Genomic DNA, 14,998 nt, shown 5'->3' with positions numbered 1-14,998 from the left:
ACGCAAGCAAAACCTTTGATGTGACTCAATACGCTCGCGGCAGTTTTCAGTTCGAACTGCCACGCGTAATGCCCAGCGCGTGCAACAACTAGCACGGATACGCCTTGAGCGACATCAAGCTTCCGCTGCGCGTGTCCGAATGTCAGAGCTGACCCCGATTGTTTGCCCCCGATTGTTTGCCCGGTTATTTGCCGATGCAGAAGCGGCTGAAGATGACACCCAGCAGGTCGTCGGAGGAGAAGGCGCCGGTGATGCTGGAGAGCTGCACTTGCGCCAGCCGCAGCTCTTCCGCGAACAGGTCCAGCGATTGGTCATTCTGCGCGGCGTGCTCGCCGGCCCGCGCCAGGTGCGCGCCGGCGTTTTTCAAGGCGATCAGGTGGCGCTCGCGCGCCAGGTATAGCGATTCGCCGGTCTGCTGCCAGCCGGCGATGCGCAGCAGTTCCTTGCGCAGCAAATCTATCCCGATGTGCTCGTGCGCGGACAGGTAGATGTGGGTGGCGTCGTCCATCACGTCCACCGCCGGCTTGTGGCCCGACAGGTCGATCTTGTTCCAGATGCGCAGCACCGGCACGCCTTCCGGGAAGGCGGCGGTGATGCTTTCGTCCGAGCGCGATGGCCCGTGGTCGGCATCCAGCAGGTGCAGGATGACGTCGGCCTTGCCCACTTCGTTCCAAGTGCGCTCGATGCCGATGCGCTCCACCACGTCGGTCGCCTCTTCCGGCGCGCGGATGCCGGCGGTGTCGATGATGTTGAGCGGGATGCCTTCGATCTGGATGGTCTCGGTCACCTTGTCGCGCGTGGTGCCGGCGATAGGCGTGACGATGGCCACGTCATTCCCCGCCAACGCGTTCAGCAGCGAGGATTTGCCGACGTTGGGCTGCCCCACCAGCACCACGTTCAGGCCTTCGCGCAGCAAGGCGCCCTGCGCCGCCTGTTTGAAGACTTGCTCCAATGCGTCGACGATGCCTTTCAACTGTCCGCGCGCGTCGGATTTTTCCAGGAAGTCGATTTCTTCTTCGGGGAAGTCCAGCGTCGCCTCCACCAGCATGCGCAGGTTGGTGACGTTGCCGACCAGTGTGTTGACGGTCTTCGAGAACGCGCCCGACAGCGATTGCGAGGCCGATTTGGCCGCCGCTTCGGTGGAGGCGTCGATCAGGTCGGCCACCGCTTCGGCCTGGGCCAGGTCCAGCTTGTCGTTGAGGTAGGCGCGGCGCGTGAATTCGCCCGGCTCGGCCAGCCGCACGCCCATCTCGGCGCCCGCCTCCAGCACCCGCGCCAACAGCATTTGCAGCACGATGGGGCCGCCGTGGCCCTGCAGTTCCAGCACGTCTTCCCCGGTGTACGAGTTCGGGCCCTTGAACCAGATGGCGATGCCCTGGTCGAGGACGCCGCCGTCCGCCTGCGTGAACGGGATGTAGGTGGCGTGGCGCGGCTTGAGGCCGGCATCGCCAAACAGCGCGCTGATCAGGGGTTTCAGGTTTTTGCCGGAGGCGCGCACGACGCCGATGCCGCCGCGTCCCGGTGCGGTGGCGATGGCGGCGATGGGGGAAGAGTCGATATTCATAGGAACATTGTATTAGATAAAAAAAGCCCGCGATCAACGCGGGCTTTTTAGCAACAGCCTTTAGCGTCAGGCCTTGGCAGGCTCTACCGCTCCAAATTTCTTGGAAATCACGTACTGCTGGCCAATCGACAGCACGTTGTTCACCACCCAGTACAGCACTAGGCCGGACGGGAAGAAGAAGAACATGACCGAGAACGCCAGCGGCATGAACAGCATCATCTTGGCCTGCATCGGATCGGCCGGCGCCGGGTTCAGCTTGGTGGTGATGTACATCGAGATCGCGTACAGCACCGGCAGAATCGCATACGGGTCATGCTGCGCCAGGTCGGTGATCCAGCCCACCCACGGCGCGCCGCGGATTTCCACCGCCGACTGCAGCACGTAGTACAGCGCGATGAACACCGGCATTTGCACCAGGATCGGCAGGCAGCCGCCCAGCGGGTTGATCTTTTCCTGCTTGTACAGTTCCATGGTGGCCTGGTTCATCTTGGCCGGGTCGCCCTTGTAGCGCTCGCGGATGGCTTGCATCTTCGGCGTCACCAGCTTGACCTTGGCCATGCTGCGGTAGCCAGCGGCCGACAGCGGGAAGAACAGCAGCTTGATCAGGATGGTGAAGGCGATGATGGTCCAGCCCCAGTTGCCCAGCACCGCGTGGATGTGCTCGATCACCCAGAACATCGGCTTGGCGATCATGGCCAGCCAGCCGTAGTCGCGCACCAGCTCCAGGCCCGGCGAGACTTTTTCCAGCAGCTGCGCTTCCTGCGGACCGGAGAACAGCTTGGCGTCGTTCGACACGGTGGCGCCCGGCGCGATCGAACCCAGCGGCTGCTTGACGCTGATGCCGTACACATTGGTGTCGATCTTTTCGGTGACGATGTCGTGCATCAGCTTAGGCTGCGGAATGAAGGCCGAGACGAAGAAGTGCTGCGAGATCGCGATCCAGCCGTTGTCGGCCTTGGTGGCGTGGTCCTGCAGCATCGGCTTGCCGGTCTTGGCGGCTTCCTGCGCCTCTTTTTCCAGGGTTTCGAACTTCAGCTTCTCGTAGCGCTTTTCGTCGGTGTACAGGGTCGGGCCGGTGTAGCTGCTGTTGAAGAAGGAGTCGCCGGCCGGCTTGTTGCCGTCGTGCGCCAGCTGCAGGTACAGGGTAGGCGACACTGGCGCGGCGCCGGTGTTGGTGACGTCATGACGCACGTCGACCACGTAGTCGCCGCGCTTGAAGGTGAAGGTCTTGGTCAGCTTGACGCCGCCCGATTCCGATTCCAGCACCAGTTGCACCTGGTTGCCGTCGTTCAGCATGCGCGGGCCGGGCTTGGCCACGAAGCCGGTGGTGTGGTTCGGCAGGCCGGCCGCGCCGATCAGGCCGGTACGGGCCAGATAGGTCTTGCCGGTGCCGGCATCGACGTCGAACAGCACGATGTTCTTGCTGTTGTCGCCAGGCTTGCACCACTCGAACAGGCCGAAGCAGCCGCCGAACCAGCCCGGATGGCTGTTTTCCTTGTACTTCAGCAGTTCCAGACGGCGGATCACGCCACCCTGGGTGTCGATATCGGCCCGCACCACGTCGGTGGTGATGGTGATGCGCTCGGCCTTGAACGGCACGGCCTCGGCGGCGGCACCAGCTCCCGGCACGGCGGCGGCAGTCGCTGCCGCGGCGGCTGGCACGTCGGATTTCTTCGCCTCAGGCGCCTTGGCCGTCTGCGCCGGCGGTGGCGCAAACATCGATGGATGGCCGTTCGAGACTTGCCAGTTGTTCCACAGAACAAACAGCGACACCGCAAACACGATCCACAGGATGGTACGTTTATTGATATCCATTATTTCAATCAGGAGTGGTTGCAACCGCAAGCGGTCGTAGAGGAATTCGATTTGGCCGGCGGCACCGGGTCATGCCCGCCCGGGTTCCACGGATGGCAACGGCACACGCGCTTGACGGCCAGCCAGCTGCCGCGCGCGGCGCCGTGCACCTGCAGCGCCTCCAGCGCATAGTTCGAGCAGCTCGGGTGAAAGCGGCAGCTCGGCGTCATCATCGGGCTGATGGCCAGTTGATAAAAGCGCAGCAGGAGGCGGAGCACGGTTTTCATGGCGACTCAGGTGGAGGCGGCGGTGCCGAAGGCAAGACCGGCCTGGCCAGTTTGGCTTGCGCCGCGAACAGGCGCGCCAATTCCACCCGCAAGGCCGCTTTCAGCTTTGCGGAGGTGGCGGGTCCATCCTTGCTGTTGACCGGCCTGGCCAGGCGCACCACGCAATCGATGGCGGGCAGGCCGGTGACGCGGAACAGTTCGCGGGTGACGCGCTTGATCGTGTTGCGGGTGACGGCACGCGGCGCGAAGCGCTTGGCCACCACAACGCCCAGCCGCGCATGCGGCAGTTGGTTCAGACGGGTGTACAGCACGAAGTGCGCGCTTTTTTGGCTGGGGCGCAAACGAAAAACGGATGAAAATTCATCCGTTTTAACGATACGCCGAGCGCGCGCGAAGTCGTGTGAACCTTCGCCTGTCGAGCCGCTGTTGACGCAGCTGTCCACGCGATCAGCTAACAAGCAGATGGCTTATACAGCCAGACGCTTGCGGCCTTTGGCGCGGCGTGCGTTCAGCACTTGGCGGCCACCACGGGTAGCCATACGTGCGCGGAAGCCGTGGGTACGCTTACGGCGTACAACGGAAGGTTGGTAAGTACGTTTCATGTTGGTCTCGCTTAAAGCAGAAAAAAATGCAAAATCGGGTCAGACGGCCCGTCAGTTTTTGGTGCCAATGACACTTCGCGCACCCATGCCAACGCTATCCGGCACAAGCTGGGTCCATCTCATCGCCCGCTAAATCCTCGCTACTCCATATTGATATCCATGTGAAGAAACAAGGAATACGGGCGGGGAACCCTGAATTATCAGCATTTCGGCCCTGCTTGTCAACAACTGACTGGCTCCGCCGGCCGCCCCGAGCGGGCTGCCGGCGCGAAAAAATCCTGCCGCGCCTGTGGATAACTGTAGCGAGCGAGAGTAGAATAGCGCGTTACGTGTGAAAAACTTCAAAGTTGCCCACACCCTTATACAGTAAGAACACAGATAGTCGATTCATGGAAAATTTCTGGCAGACCTGCTCCGCCCAGCTGGAGCTGGAGCTGACGCCGCAACAATTCAGCGCCTGGATCAAGCCGCTCATCCCCCTCGATTACGAGGCGGGCAAGCTGCGCGTGGCCGCACCCAACCGCTTCAAGCTGGATTGGGTCAAGACCCAGTTCGCCAGCCGGATCACCGCGCTGGCCTGCCAGTACTGGGAGCAGCCGACCGAGGTGCAGTTCGTGCTCGACCCGCGCCTGTCCGCGCCGAAAAAAGCCGCGACCACCGCGCCGGTGCCGGACATCAATGGCGGCGCGCCCAGCAACAACGCCCGCATGGCCCTGGCCGACCCGGTGCCGTCCGTGCCCGAGCTGCCGGCCTCGGCGCCGCCGCGCCGCGAGCAAAGCCGCATCAACACCGACCTCACCTTTGACAGCTTCGTCACCGGTAAGGCCAACCAGCTGGCGCGCGCGGCCGCGATCCAGGTCGCGAACAATCCGGGCGTCTCGTACAACCCGCTGTTCTTCTACGGCGGCGTCGGCCTGGGTAAGACCCACTTGATCCACGCCATCGGCAACCAGGTGATGGCCGACCAGCCGGGCGCCAAGATCCGCTACATCCACGCCGAGCAGTACGTGCGCGACGTGGTGACCGCCTACCAGCGCAAGGGCTTCGACGACTTCAAGCATTACTACCACTCGCTGGACATGCTGCTGATCGACGATATTCAATTCTTCGGCGGCAAGAGCCGCACGCAGGAGGAATTCTTCTACGCGTTTGAAGCGCTGATCGCGGCCAAGAAGCAGATCATCATCACCTCGGATACCTATCCGAAGGAGATCACCGGCATGGACGACCGCCTGATCTCGCGCTTCGACTCCGGCCTGACGGTGGCCATCGAGCCGCCGGAGCTGGAAATGCGCGTGGCGATTCTGCTGAAGAAAGCCAAGCAGGAGGGCGTGACCTTCTCGGACGACGTCGCCTTCTTCGTGGCCAAGCACCTGCGCTCCAACGTGCGCGAGCTGGAAGGCGCGCTGCGCAAGATCCTGGCGTACTCGCGTTTCCACGGCAAGGACATCACGATCGACATCGTCAAGGAGGCGCTGAAGGATTTGCTGTCGGTGCAGAACCGCCAGATCTCGGTGGAGAACATCCAGAAGACCGTGGCCGACTTCTTCAACATCAAGGTGGCGGACATGTACTCCAAGCGCCGGCCGGCCAACATCGCCCGCCCGCGCCAGATCGCCATGTATCTGGCCAAGGAGCTGACGCAGAAGTCGCTGCCGGAGATCGGCGAGCTGTTCGGCGGCCGCGACCACACCACCGTGCTGCACGCGGTGCGCAAGATCGCCCTCGACCGCACCAAGAACCCGGAATGCAACCACGAGCTGCACGTATTGGAGCAAACCTTGAAGGGCTAAGCATGCACCGTCGCACCGGCGGAAGCCGGTGCCCATGCTGAGTCAGTATGGACCGCGACGGCGGACCGCCCGGCCTTCGCCGGGATGACGGCGTGGCGGAGCTAGCGGCTCGACCGTTTTGCCATTATGATTCAGGCAAACCTGTCCAGCTGCTCACAAGGCAAAAAGTATCAACACAACGTTAATTTTTACTGAGGATAATCTATGCAATTGGTCAAAACCACCCGAGATACGCTACTCCGGCCACTGCAGATCGTGAGCGGTATTGTCGAGCGTCGGCACACTATGCCGATTCTGGCCAATATCCTCATCCGCAAAGAGGGCGAGAGCGTATCCTTCCTGTCGACCGACACGGAAGTCCAGATCACCACCAACGCCGACATCGGCTCCGGCCCGGAAGTGACCGGCACCACCGTGGCCGCGCGCAAGCTGCTGGACATCCTGCGCGCGCTGCCGGAATCGGGCGACGTCTCGATCACCCTGCAGAACAAGCGCCTGGCGGTGCAGTCGGGCAAATCGCGCTTCGCGCTGCAAACCCTGGCGGCCGAGGAATTCCCGACCGTGCAGCAGGCCGACAGCTACAGCGCCTCGGTCACCCTGCCGCAGAAAACCCTCAAGCACCTGTTCAACATGGTGCACTTCTCGATGGCCCAGCAGGACATCCGCTACTACCTGAACGGCCTGCTGCTTGTCCTGGACGGCAACAACGTGATCGCCGTGGCCACCGACGGCCACCGCCTGGCCTTCTGCCAGGTGGAGACCGAGCAGTCGTTCGAGCGCCAGGAAGTCATCATCCCGCGCAAGACCATCATCGAGCTGCAGCGCCTGCTGGAGGAGAACGACGAGACCGTCCAGCTGGACATCGCCGCCAACCAGGTCAAGCTGACCTTCGCCGACATCGAGCTGATCTCGAAACTGGTGGAGGGCAAGTTCCCCGACTACACGCGCGTGATCCCGAAGGGCTACAAGAACGAGTTCACGATCGGCCGCGACGAGCTGCTGCGCTCGCTGCAGCGCGCGGCCATCATGACCAGCGACAAATTCAAGGGCGTGCGCTGCATCATCGCGCCGGGCAGCATGAAGATCAGCTCCACCAACGCCGACCAGGAAGAGGCGGTCGAGGAACTGGAGATCGACTACGGCGGCGAGAACATCGACATCGGCTTCAACGTCACCTACCTGCTGGACGTGCTGAACAACCTGAAATGCGACCAGGTCAACGTCGCGCTGGGCGACTCCAACTCGTCGGCGCTGATCTCGATCCCGGAGAATGCCGACTTCAAATACGTCGTCATGCCGATGCGCATTTAATAGCACCGCCGCCGTCGCTCCGGCGCACGCCGGAGCCCATAGAACGCATACCCAGCATGGATCCCGGCGTACGCCGGGATGACGTCCCAGAAATACAGTACATTGATTGAGAAAGCAGCACATGTCCGAAGAGAATGCAGTCCCAGCGGTAAAGAGCGAAGAATACGGCGCCGCCTCGATTCAAATCCTTGAAGGCCTGGAAGCGGTCCGCAAACGTCCCGGCATGTACATCGGCGACACCTCGGACGGCACCGGCCTGCACCACCTGGTGTTTGAAGTGCTGGACAACTCGATCGACGAGGCGCTGGCCGGCCACTGCACCGAGATCCACGTCACCATCCACTCGGACAACTCGATCTCCGTGACCGACAACGGCCGCGGCATCCCGGTCGGCCTGAAGATGGACGACAAGCACGACCCGAAACGCTCTGCGGCCGAGATCGTGCTGACCGAGCTGCACGCCGGCGGCAAGTTCGACCAGAACGCCTACAAGGTCTCCGGCGGCCTGCACGGCGTCGGCGTGTCGTGCGTGAACGCCCTGTCCAAGCTGCTGCGCGTGACCGTGCGCCAGAACGGCAAGGTGCACCAGATGGACTTCGTGCGCGGCATCCCGCAGAACCGCGAAATCGAAATCCGCGACGGCGTGGCCGTCTCGCCGATCAAGGTCATCGGCGAAACCGACAAGCGCGGCACCGACGTGCACTTCTGGGCCGACGAGGAAATCTTCACCCACGTCGAATTCCACTACGAGATCCTGGCCAAGCGCATCCGCGAACTGTCCTTCCTGAACAACGGCGTCAACATCAAGCTGACCGACCAGCGCACCGGCAAGGAAGAAATCTTCGCGTTCGAAGGCGGCACCCGCGGCTTCGTCGAATACATCAACAAAGCCAAGACCGTGCTGCACCCGACCGTGTTCCAGGCCACCGGCGAGCGCCAGTCAGACCAGGGCACCACCATCTCGGTGGACGTGTCGATGCAATGGAACGACGCCTACAACGAGCAGGTGCTGTGCTTCACCAACAACATCCCGCAGCGCGACGGCGGCACCCACCTGACCGGCCTGCGCGCGGCCATGACCCGCGTGATCAACAAATACATCGAAGAGAACGAACTGGCCAAGAAAGCCAAAGTCGAAATCTCCGGCGACGACATGCGTGAAGGCCTGACCTGCGTGCTGTCGGTGAAAGTGCCCGAGCCGAAATTCTCCTCGCAGACCAAGGACAAGCTGGTGTCGTCCGAAGTGCGCGGCCCGGTCGAAGAAATCGTCGCCAAGACGCTGGCCGACTACCTGATGGAAAAGCCGAACGACGCCAAGATCATCTGCGGCAAGATCGTGGAAGCGGCGCGCGCGCGCGAAGCGGCCCGCAAGGCGCGCGACCTGACCCGCCGCAAGGGCGTGATGGACGGCCTGGGCCTGTCCTCCAAGCTGGCCGACTGCCAGGAACGCGACCCGGCGCTGTGCGAACTGTACATCGTCGAGGGTGACTCCGCGGGCGGCTCGGCCAAGCAAGGCCGCGACCGCAAGTTCCAGGCCATCCTGCCGTTGCGCGGCAAGGTGCTGAACGTGGAAAAGGCGCGCTTCGAAAAAATGCTGTCGTCGGAACAGATCACCACCCTGATCGCCACGCTGGGCACCTCCATCGGCCCGGACGAATTCAACGTCGAGAAGCTGCGCTACCACCGCATCATCATCATGACCGACGCCGACGTCGACGGCGCCCACATCCGCACCCTGCTGCTGACCCTGTTCTACCGCCAGATGCCGGAGCTGGTGGAGCGCGGCCACGTCTACATCGCCCAGCCGCCGCTGTACAAGGTCAAGGCCGGCCGCGACGAGCGCTACCTGAAGGACGACGCCGAGGAAGCCGGCTACATGATGAACGTGGCGCTCAACACCGCCGTGCTGACCCCGCGCGAAGGCGCCGAGCCGATCCAGGGCGAGGCGCTGGGCGAGCTGGTGCGCCAGTTCAACCTGGCCAACGTCATCATGACGCGCCTGACGCGCGTGATCGACCGCGCCGCGCTGACCGCCATCATGACCGGCGTGCAGCTGGACCTGAGCACCCAGGACGCCGCCGAAGCCTCGGCGCGCGCGCTGTCGGCCGAGATCAACGACATCGCCGTGAAGGTGAGCGTGCGTTCGGACGAGCTGTCGGAGAAGCACATGCTGTGGATCGAGCGCATGCACCACGGTAACGTCAAAGTCAGCGCGATCGACGCCGACTTCGTGCAAGGCGCCGACTACGGCGTGCTGGCCAGCGCCGCCGCCACCTTCAAGGGCCTGATCGGCGAAGGCGCCTACGTGCGCCGCGGCGAAGGCGAGCGCACCAAGGAATCGACCGTGACCGACTTCCACCAGGCCATGCAGTGGCTGCGTGACGAGGCCGAGCGCGTGGTCTCCAAGCAGCGCTACAAAGGTCTGGGCGAGATGAACCCGGACCAGCTGTGGGAAACCACCATGGACCCGACCGTGCGCCGTTTGCTGAAGGTGCAGATCGAAGACGCGATCGCCGCCGACCAGATCTTCACCACGCTGATGGGGGATGATGTTGAGCCGCGCCGGGCGTTCATTGAGACCAATGCGCTGCGGGCGGGGAATATCGACGTGTAATCGTCACCGATACCGTAGGGCGCCAAAGTATTTGCAACTGGCGCCACAATTCTGCGACTAATAGCCGCTAGTTAATGCGACTGGCCTACTTGTCAACTGACGCACAAAAGGAAAACTGTGCCGTAGCTTGAAACCCAATGCATAGTTAATTAAAAAAGGCTCCGTACGGAGCCTTTTTTAATCCAAGTATCATCACGTTTTATTGGATCATCGAAAATTTCGGGAGTTAGTCAGTCAGAGGGCTTGGAACAACCCGATTAACTAATTGCTAAGCTGCCATATCTTAGGCGATGCTAGACATTTATAAATGACTTTTGCGATAGTAAACACACCCGACCCAATGATGCGCATTAGCTGGGAGTTTCTTCTCAAATTGATCCTCGTCTGCATGCAACTTATATTTGAAGAGGGCATTACGTAGCGCCTTTTTGATCTCGCGCTCACCAGCCTGCGTGCCTACCAACCTTGAAATCAGACGAGCTTACTATCTCATCGATGTCTCCGCCCCCCCCCCCCTGAACCGCCCATGATCGGCGCCTCTGAAGTCTTAACCTCATTGACCAATTGGGTGAGATACCCTGTTTATGCCTACTTGACGAAAAACGTCACTATCGCTCGTAACAGAAAGCGTCAATGCAGGCCATTCGCGAGTCCCATACTCGGCCATCTAAATCACCACTTGGACGCGCAGAGTTCCACCAGGGGCTGCATAGCAAAGGCCGAATGATATGAGACCAGTACGACTTAAGGTTAATGTGACTCATCTTGATCCCGATTGCTTCAGACAACTTGCTTTTGTTGGCGCTGTCCACGCACACGAAATAGTCGGGGCGCTTCATTGCTAAGAGACGGCTAGCAGTAGCAATTCCTCCGCCACGCTCGGAATCTTCGAACGCATTAATGAATTTAATTTTGAATGCCTCGAAGTCCATTTCGTTGACAATGCCTGTGCGGGGAATCATATCCAATGCAGCGCTTAAGTCATCAGGGCTCGATTTAACCAATCCTTTAAAGACGCCAGCTCCCACCATAGAACCGAACCAAGCCCAATCGAGGTTACCAGCCTCTGAGGGCTTAATTTCATTACGCGCGTAAGTGCCAGCAATGGCCTTACGTTGGCCTTCCGTCATATCGGCAAAACGAGATATCTGCGAGAACCAAACTCTAGCCTGATCCATGATGGCTACTCGCCCATGAATGTTATGGATGGGGTCAGCTTTGACGCGCTCTACAAAAGCGGCCCAGTCGTCGTCGAGTAGATTTTTGTACTCTGAATTCGGAGACGGCAAATTGATCGGCAGATCTTCCTCCAGATCTTTCCGCACTGATCGTGTTGCATTGTGCTTTAACCGATATGCACGCAAGAACCCTTCGAGGATAGGTTTAGCACTATTCCAAATCGACTCAATACTCTCCCTAACATCAACGAAAAGCTGATCTGACGTTACGCCCTCAATGAGCAGCGCTGCTTCGTGATTCACACTGAACGCGGCACGCGTAAAGTTGGGGCTACCAAGCACTAACGAGAACTCGTTGCCGGTCTTAAACAGATAGATCTTCGGATGAAAAGTTCCCGCACTACTGTTTGACACCACTCTAGCCCCTGGAATGTCTTGCAGTGCATCGAGGAAGTCTGGGTCCGTTTGATGAAAGTGTGTGCCGACAGCGAAACGCTCCACCTTCAACTGGTGTTTGAGCAGATGTTTAGCCAGCGGACTCATTGAACCCCAAGCTACGGCCCAATACAGTTCTTGGTGCTTTTCAATTAGCTTCCGAACGGTTAATTCGAGATTTTTTCCCTGCAGGTATACCGGCGAGCTAGTCATCTAATCTCTTTTAATTGTCTAAATGCAATAATAATAGCATCTGACACAAGAGGGAAAGTCACGAATTGTCACGCTCGCGGAAATGGTCTGACGCACTGGGGCTTGCTCCTGGGAACGAATAATGACAAGATGCTTCAAACTATTCTGCCGCATACTCATGTCTAATTTCTCTCAGCTCCAAATCGTCTATGTACTTACCAACCCTGCGATGCCCGGGTTGGTAAAAATTGGCAAGACAACTCAGGAAGAAGTAGATCAGCGGATGAAGCAGCTATACAGCACAGGGGTTCCGGTTCCATTTGAATGCGTTTTTGCCTGTCGAGTTCCCGATTCATCAGTCGTGGAAAAAGCACTTCACCATGCCTTTGGCCAGCTACGAATTAATCCTACTCGTGAATTCTTTCGGATCGAGCCAGACCGAATCGTATCAATACTTAAGCTTCTGCATGTAGAAGAGGTCACCGACACACTTGAGAAATCTATTGAGGCGGATGCCACTAAAGCTGATCTGCAAGCTGGAGAGGAGCTAAAGCGCTCGCGCCGCCCCCGCATGGATTTCATCGAACTTGGTATCCCGTTGGGGGCGGTACTGATCTATCTTGAAGGCGAATATGAAGCAACAGTATGCGGTCCGAAATTGGTGATGTTCCAAGAGACACCCTGTTCCTTAACAATGGCTACAAGAAAAGTGAAGGGGCTACCGGAAGACTATTCCTTGCAGCCAGCACCTTTTTGGACTTACAACGGTAAAACTCTAAAAGAAATTTATGATAGTATTTATGTGATTGGGGATGACGAATAAAGCGAAAAACATATGGCTGTCTATATCTTATTCGCGAAAACTAATCCTATCCTTCAGTAACTTCTATTATCATCGTTTTTGTTCCCTACCGCCTAAAACTGACTAGATGGCTCAGCGAAGCTATTCACGAATATGCATATCTTTATTGACGAATCCGGAATATTTTCCGCAGACTTTAAGAGCCCGTCCGCATGGAGTACAGTTGGGGGTGTAGCAATTCCGGATGCGTCATTAGATTTAGTTGGTTCATTATTAGAAAATCTAAAAAAAGCACACAACTTAAAAGTCAGCGATGAATTTAAGAGAAATCGTCCCGATTGCTCTTCTGATCCTTATCAGGATTTCTTAAAATCTTTGGATGATGTTGGGTGTACGCTGCATGCCTTATCCACAAGAACCTCGCCCTTAACATCTAATAATTTGGGTGTTCATAAATCTCTCACGATTTCCGCGATTCGTAATTACGCGGCTAAGCACAAAGATATAGCACCTCACTCCGAGATGGTTGCCGCATTGGTACAAAGTCTTGAGGATCAAGAATATAATCAATGCATGCTCCAGGCGCAAATCATATGCAATATGTTGCCAAAAATTATATCTTACTATGCCAGCGTTTCGCCAAGCGAGATAGGGCGGTTTAAATGGGTTATTGATAGAAAAGGTATTAAGGAAAATCCATATGAACGCGGCTTCAAGGAGCTTTATATCGGATTAACTATAAATCGCTCTATGAAAAATTACTCTCCATTAATCGGAGGTAGAGATTATAGTGCTTTCAATCAAAAATTTTCACCAAATGTGAACACATCTGAGTTAGCACAAAATACAAAAGAAGATCTTGAAATTGATATAGGCCATATCGAGCAGTCTCTTCTTCCAGTGGATTTTGGCGCGCTATTAAAAGATGAGTTCAGTCTTGAAGATTCAACGCCCAGCGTCGGCCTGCAAGTCGCAGACCTACTTATATCTAGTGTCAATCGCTGTTTAAAAAGAAACTATACCAATAATGAAAAAATGGCGACAGCGTTGGGGCGACTGATGATCAATGCCCCAAGAATTGAAGAAAGGAGTCTTATGGTTCTCGGATATGGTCCAACGCGTCCAATCGCCAATGCTCCTGGCAAACTAATTAACCTCATGGACGCCTCATCAAAACAGTTGTATAACGAAGTATTTAGACGAAATTTCTCTAAAAATGTACAGCTACAATAATATTTGCAACGACTCCATCATCCACACAGATACGCCAACATGGCCGAGCTGATGGTAGGACTTGCGCAATACTTCGCGTGCTACAACACTGAGCGACCACACCAGGCATTGGGCTATAAGACGCCAAACTGTGTCTACAGCACGGGTGTTGAAGGAAGCGCGTTGATCGTTGACAAATTCGACGGCGCCGGCTTTGAGAGAAAAAAGTGAGTAACACGCGGCAGCGCCGAGCAGCTGCAGATGGGGAAATGGGCACAGCTAAAATGAGCCGGCTGAGTGTCTTAATTGGCGGGCCACCTTAATAAAGAGTGAGTCTTCTTATCATCCGTCGCTAAATTAAACCCTATTAATTCCCTCATTGCAATGCAAAGTTGAGCTTTCATCGTTTTAAAGGGGCGCTGATGTCTAAACCGAATTTAAGGGGTGTTACCGAAGAATTCTGGTCAGAGCAAAAAGAAGACTTTAAACTTTACTGGAGTCTCGCCAGCAAGGCTGTTGCAGGAATTTTGGGCTTCTTCGTGGTCACCAAGACTGGCTTCGGCTGGATAGACACGATAGTGAGTGTGTTTGCTACAGGTGTTCCTTTACTCATCATCGCTTCACAACGAGCGCTAAGCAAGTACCCCCCACTTCTCCGCAGGCGAATTACCCGATATAGCCTTTGCGCGACCCTAGCCGCTGTGACCGCGCTAGGAGTTGGATTCTATCTCGCGGTTATTTACGGTCTCATTACTGGGGTAGTTAAAAGCCTGCCTTCTTTGGTCGGGTCAGATTTTTCGCCCTCACTGACAACGGTAATGAATGCGCCTGGCGCTCTTAATCCGGATTTCATCCAAAACGCAATCGGCTTTCTCAACTGTTTCATTGTATTGGTTTCTTTGGTTGCAGCAATCTTCAATTCCTTCAGAGCGCTTCAGATCGAAGAGCTAATCCATTGGGCTCCCAAGCGCGGGCTCTTCAAGTACCTTGTGCGTCGAAAAGTGAAAGCCCAAGATATGCTCATGTTTGCGGGCTTCGAGTTTGGCATAATCATGACAAGCATCATGTTTAGCTCGACCGTTGCGATCATTGTGCACGTCATCACGATGACGCCAGCGGTGACCTGATCGGTAAATTTGTTGCCACCAGCATGGTTAGGCTTCGACTAAGTCGCCAGCATTTGGCGCCGCTGCCGACCAACTGAGGCCGGGGGG

13 protein-coding genes are annotated in these 14,998 nt (G+C 57.3%); 7 read left to right on the top strand and 6 right to left on the bottom strand.

Features of this window, described 5'->3' with window-relative positions; translation table 11 throughout:
* Window positions 1-184: 184 nt before the first annotated feature.
* From mnmE to rpmH, 5 genes are all read right to left on the bottom strand, one after another.
* A complete protein-coding gene (mnmE, locus tag FHW83_RS29380) occupies window positions 185-1,564 on the bottom strand; it encodes a tRNA uridine-5-carboxymethylaminomethyl(34) synthesis GTPase MnmE (protein ID WP_176649906.1) in 1,380 nt (459 codons plus the stop codon).
* A 66-nt stretch (window positions 1,565-1,630) separates the two neighbouring features.
* A complete protein-coding gene (gene yidC, locus FHW83_RS29375; RefSeq protein WP_176649905.1) occupies window positions 1,631-3,379 on the bottom strand; it encodes a membrane protein insertase YidC in 1,749 nt (582 codons plus the stop codon).
* 8 nt (window positions 3,380-3,387) lie between these two features.
* Window positions 3,388-3,645, bottom strand: coding sequence for a membrane protein insertion efficiency factor YidD (yidD, locus tag FHW83_RS29370; RefSeq protein ID WP_176649904.1), 258 nt, complete (start codon window positions 3,643-3,645; stop codon window positions 3,388-3,390).
* Window positions 3,642-4,088 (bottom strand): ribonuclease P protein component, encoded by a 447-nt coding sequence (gene rnpA, locus FHW83_RS29365; protein WP_176649929.1) that lies wholly within the window; start codon window positions 4,086-4,088, stop codon window positions 3,642-3,644. The genes yidD and rnpA overlap by 4 nt, the downstream gene beginning before the upstream one ends.
* A 24-nt stretch (window positions 4,089-4,112) precedes the next feature.
* The gene (gene rpmH / locus FHW83_RS29360; protein WP_040378179.1) at window positions 4,113-4,247 is read right to left on the bottom strand and encodes a 50S ribosomal protein L34; all 135 of its coding nucleotides are present in this window, start codon (window positions 4,245-4,247) and stop codon (window positions 4,113-4,115) included.
* 389 nt (window positions 4,248-4,636) lie between these two features.
* Between rpmH and dnaA the strand changes: the two genes are divergently transcribed.
* The 3 genes from dnaA (at window position 4,637) to gyrB (ending at window position 9,965) form a co-directional block, all read left to right on the top strand.
* The gene (gene dnaA / locus FHW83_RS29355; protein WP_176649903.1) at window positions 4,637-6,040 is read left to right on the top strand and encodes a chromosomal replication initiator protein DnaA; all 1,404 of its coding nucleotides are present in this window, start codon (window positions 4,637-4,639) and stop codon (window positions 6,038-6,040) included.
* 204 nt (window positions 6,041-6,244) lie between these two features.
* On the top strand, window positions 6,245-7,351 hold the full coding sequence (gene dnaN, locus FHW83_RS29350; RefSeq protein ID WP_176649902.1) for a DNA polymerase III subunit beta: 1,107 nt from the start codon (window positions 6,245-6,247) through the stop codon (window positions 7,349-7,351).
* A 121-nt stretch (window positions 7,352-7,472) separates the two neighbouring features.
* Window positions 7,473-9,965, top strand: a complete 2,493-nt coding sequence (gyrB, locus tag FHW83_RS29345; protein ID WP_176649901.1) for a DNA topoisomerase (ATP-hydrolyzing) subunit B — start codon at window positions 7,473-7,475, stop codon at window positions 9,963-9,965.
* A 608-nt stretch (window positions 9,966-10,573) separates the two neighbouring features.
* On the opposite strand, the gene FHW83_RS29340 is transcribed toward gyrB, so the two are convergent.
* A complete protein-coding gene (locus FHW83_RS29340) occupies window positions 10,574-11,791 on the bottom strand; it encodes a phospholipase D family protein (protein WP_176649900.1) in 1,218 nt (405 codons plus the stop codon).
* Window positions 11,792-11,948: 157 nt separating this feature from the next.
* Between FHW83_RS29340 and FHW83_RS29335 the strand changes: the two genes are divergently transcribed.
* From FHW83_RS29335 to FHW83_RS29320, 4 genes are all read left to right on the top strand, one after another.
* A complete protein-coding gene (locus FHW83_RS29335; RefSeq protein ID WP_176649899.1) occupies window positions 11,949-12,593 on the top strand; it encodes a GIY-YIG nuclease family protein in 645 nt (214 codons plus the stop codon).
* A 132-nt stretch (window positions 12,594-12,725) separates the two neighbouring features.
* On the top strand, window positions 12,726-13,805 hold the full coding sequence (locus FHW83_RS29330) for a DUF3800 domain-containing protein (protein ID WP_176649898.1): 1,080 nt from the start codon (window positions 12,726-12,728) through the stop codon (window positions 13,803-13,805).
* Window positions 13,806-13,808: 3 nt separating this feature from the next.
* Window positions 13,809-14,015, top strand: a complete 207-nt coding sequence (locus FHW83_RS29325) for an integrase core domain-containing protein (RefSeq protein WP_255490562.1) — start codon at window positions 13,809-13,811, stop codon at window positions 14,013-14,015.
* 191 nt (window positions 14,016-14,206) lie between these two features.
* The gene (locus FHW83_RS29320; RefSeq protein ID WP_176649897.1) at window positions 14,207-14,911 is read left to right on the top strand and encodes a hypothetical protein; all 705 of its coding nucleotides are present in this window, start codon (window positions 14,207-14,209) and stop codon (window positions 14,909-14,911) included.
* Window positions 14,912-14,998: the final 87 nt, after the last annotated feature.

This window comes from Duganella sp. SG902 (assembly GCF_013376005.1).
Taxonomy (GTDB): Bacteria; Pseudomonadota; Gammaproteobacteria; order Burkholderiales; family Burkholderiaceae_D; genus Rugamonas.
This window is presented reverse-complemented; position numbering and strand designations above follow the sequence as displayed.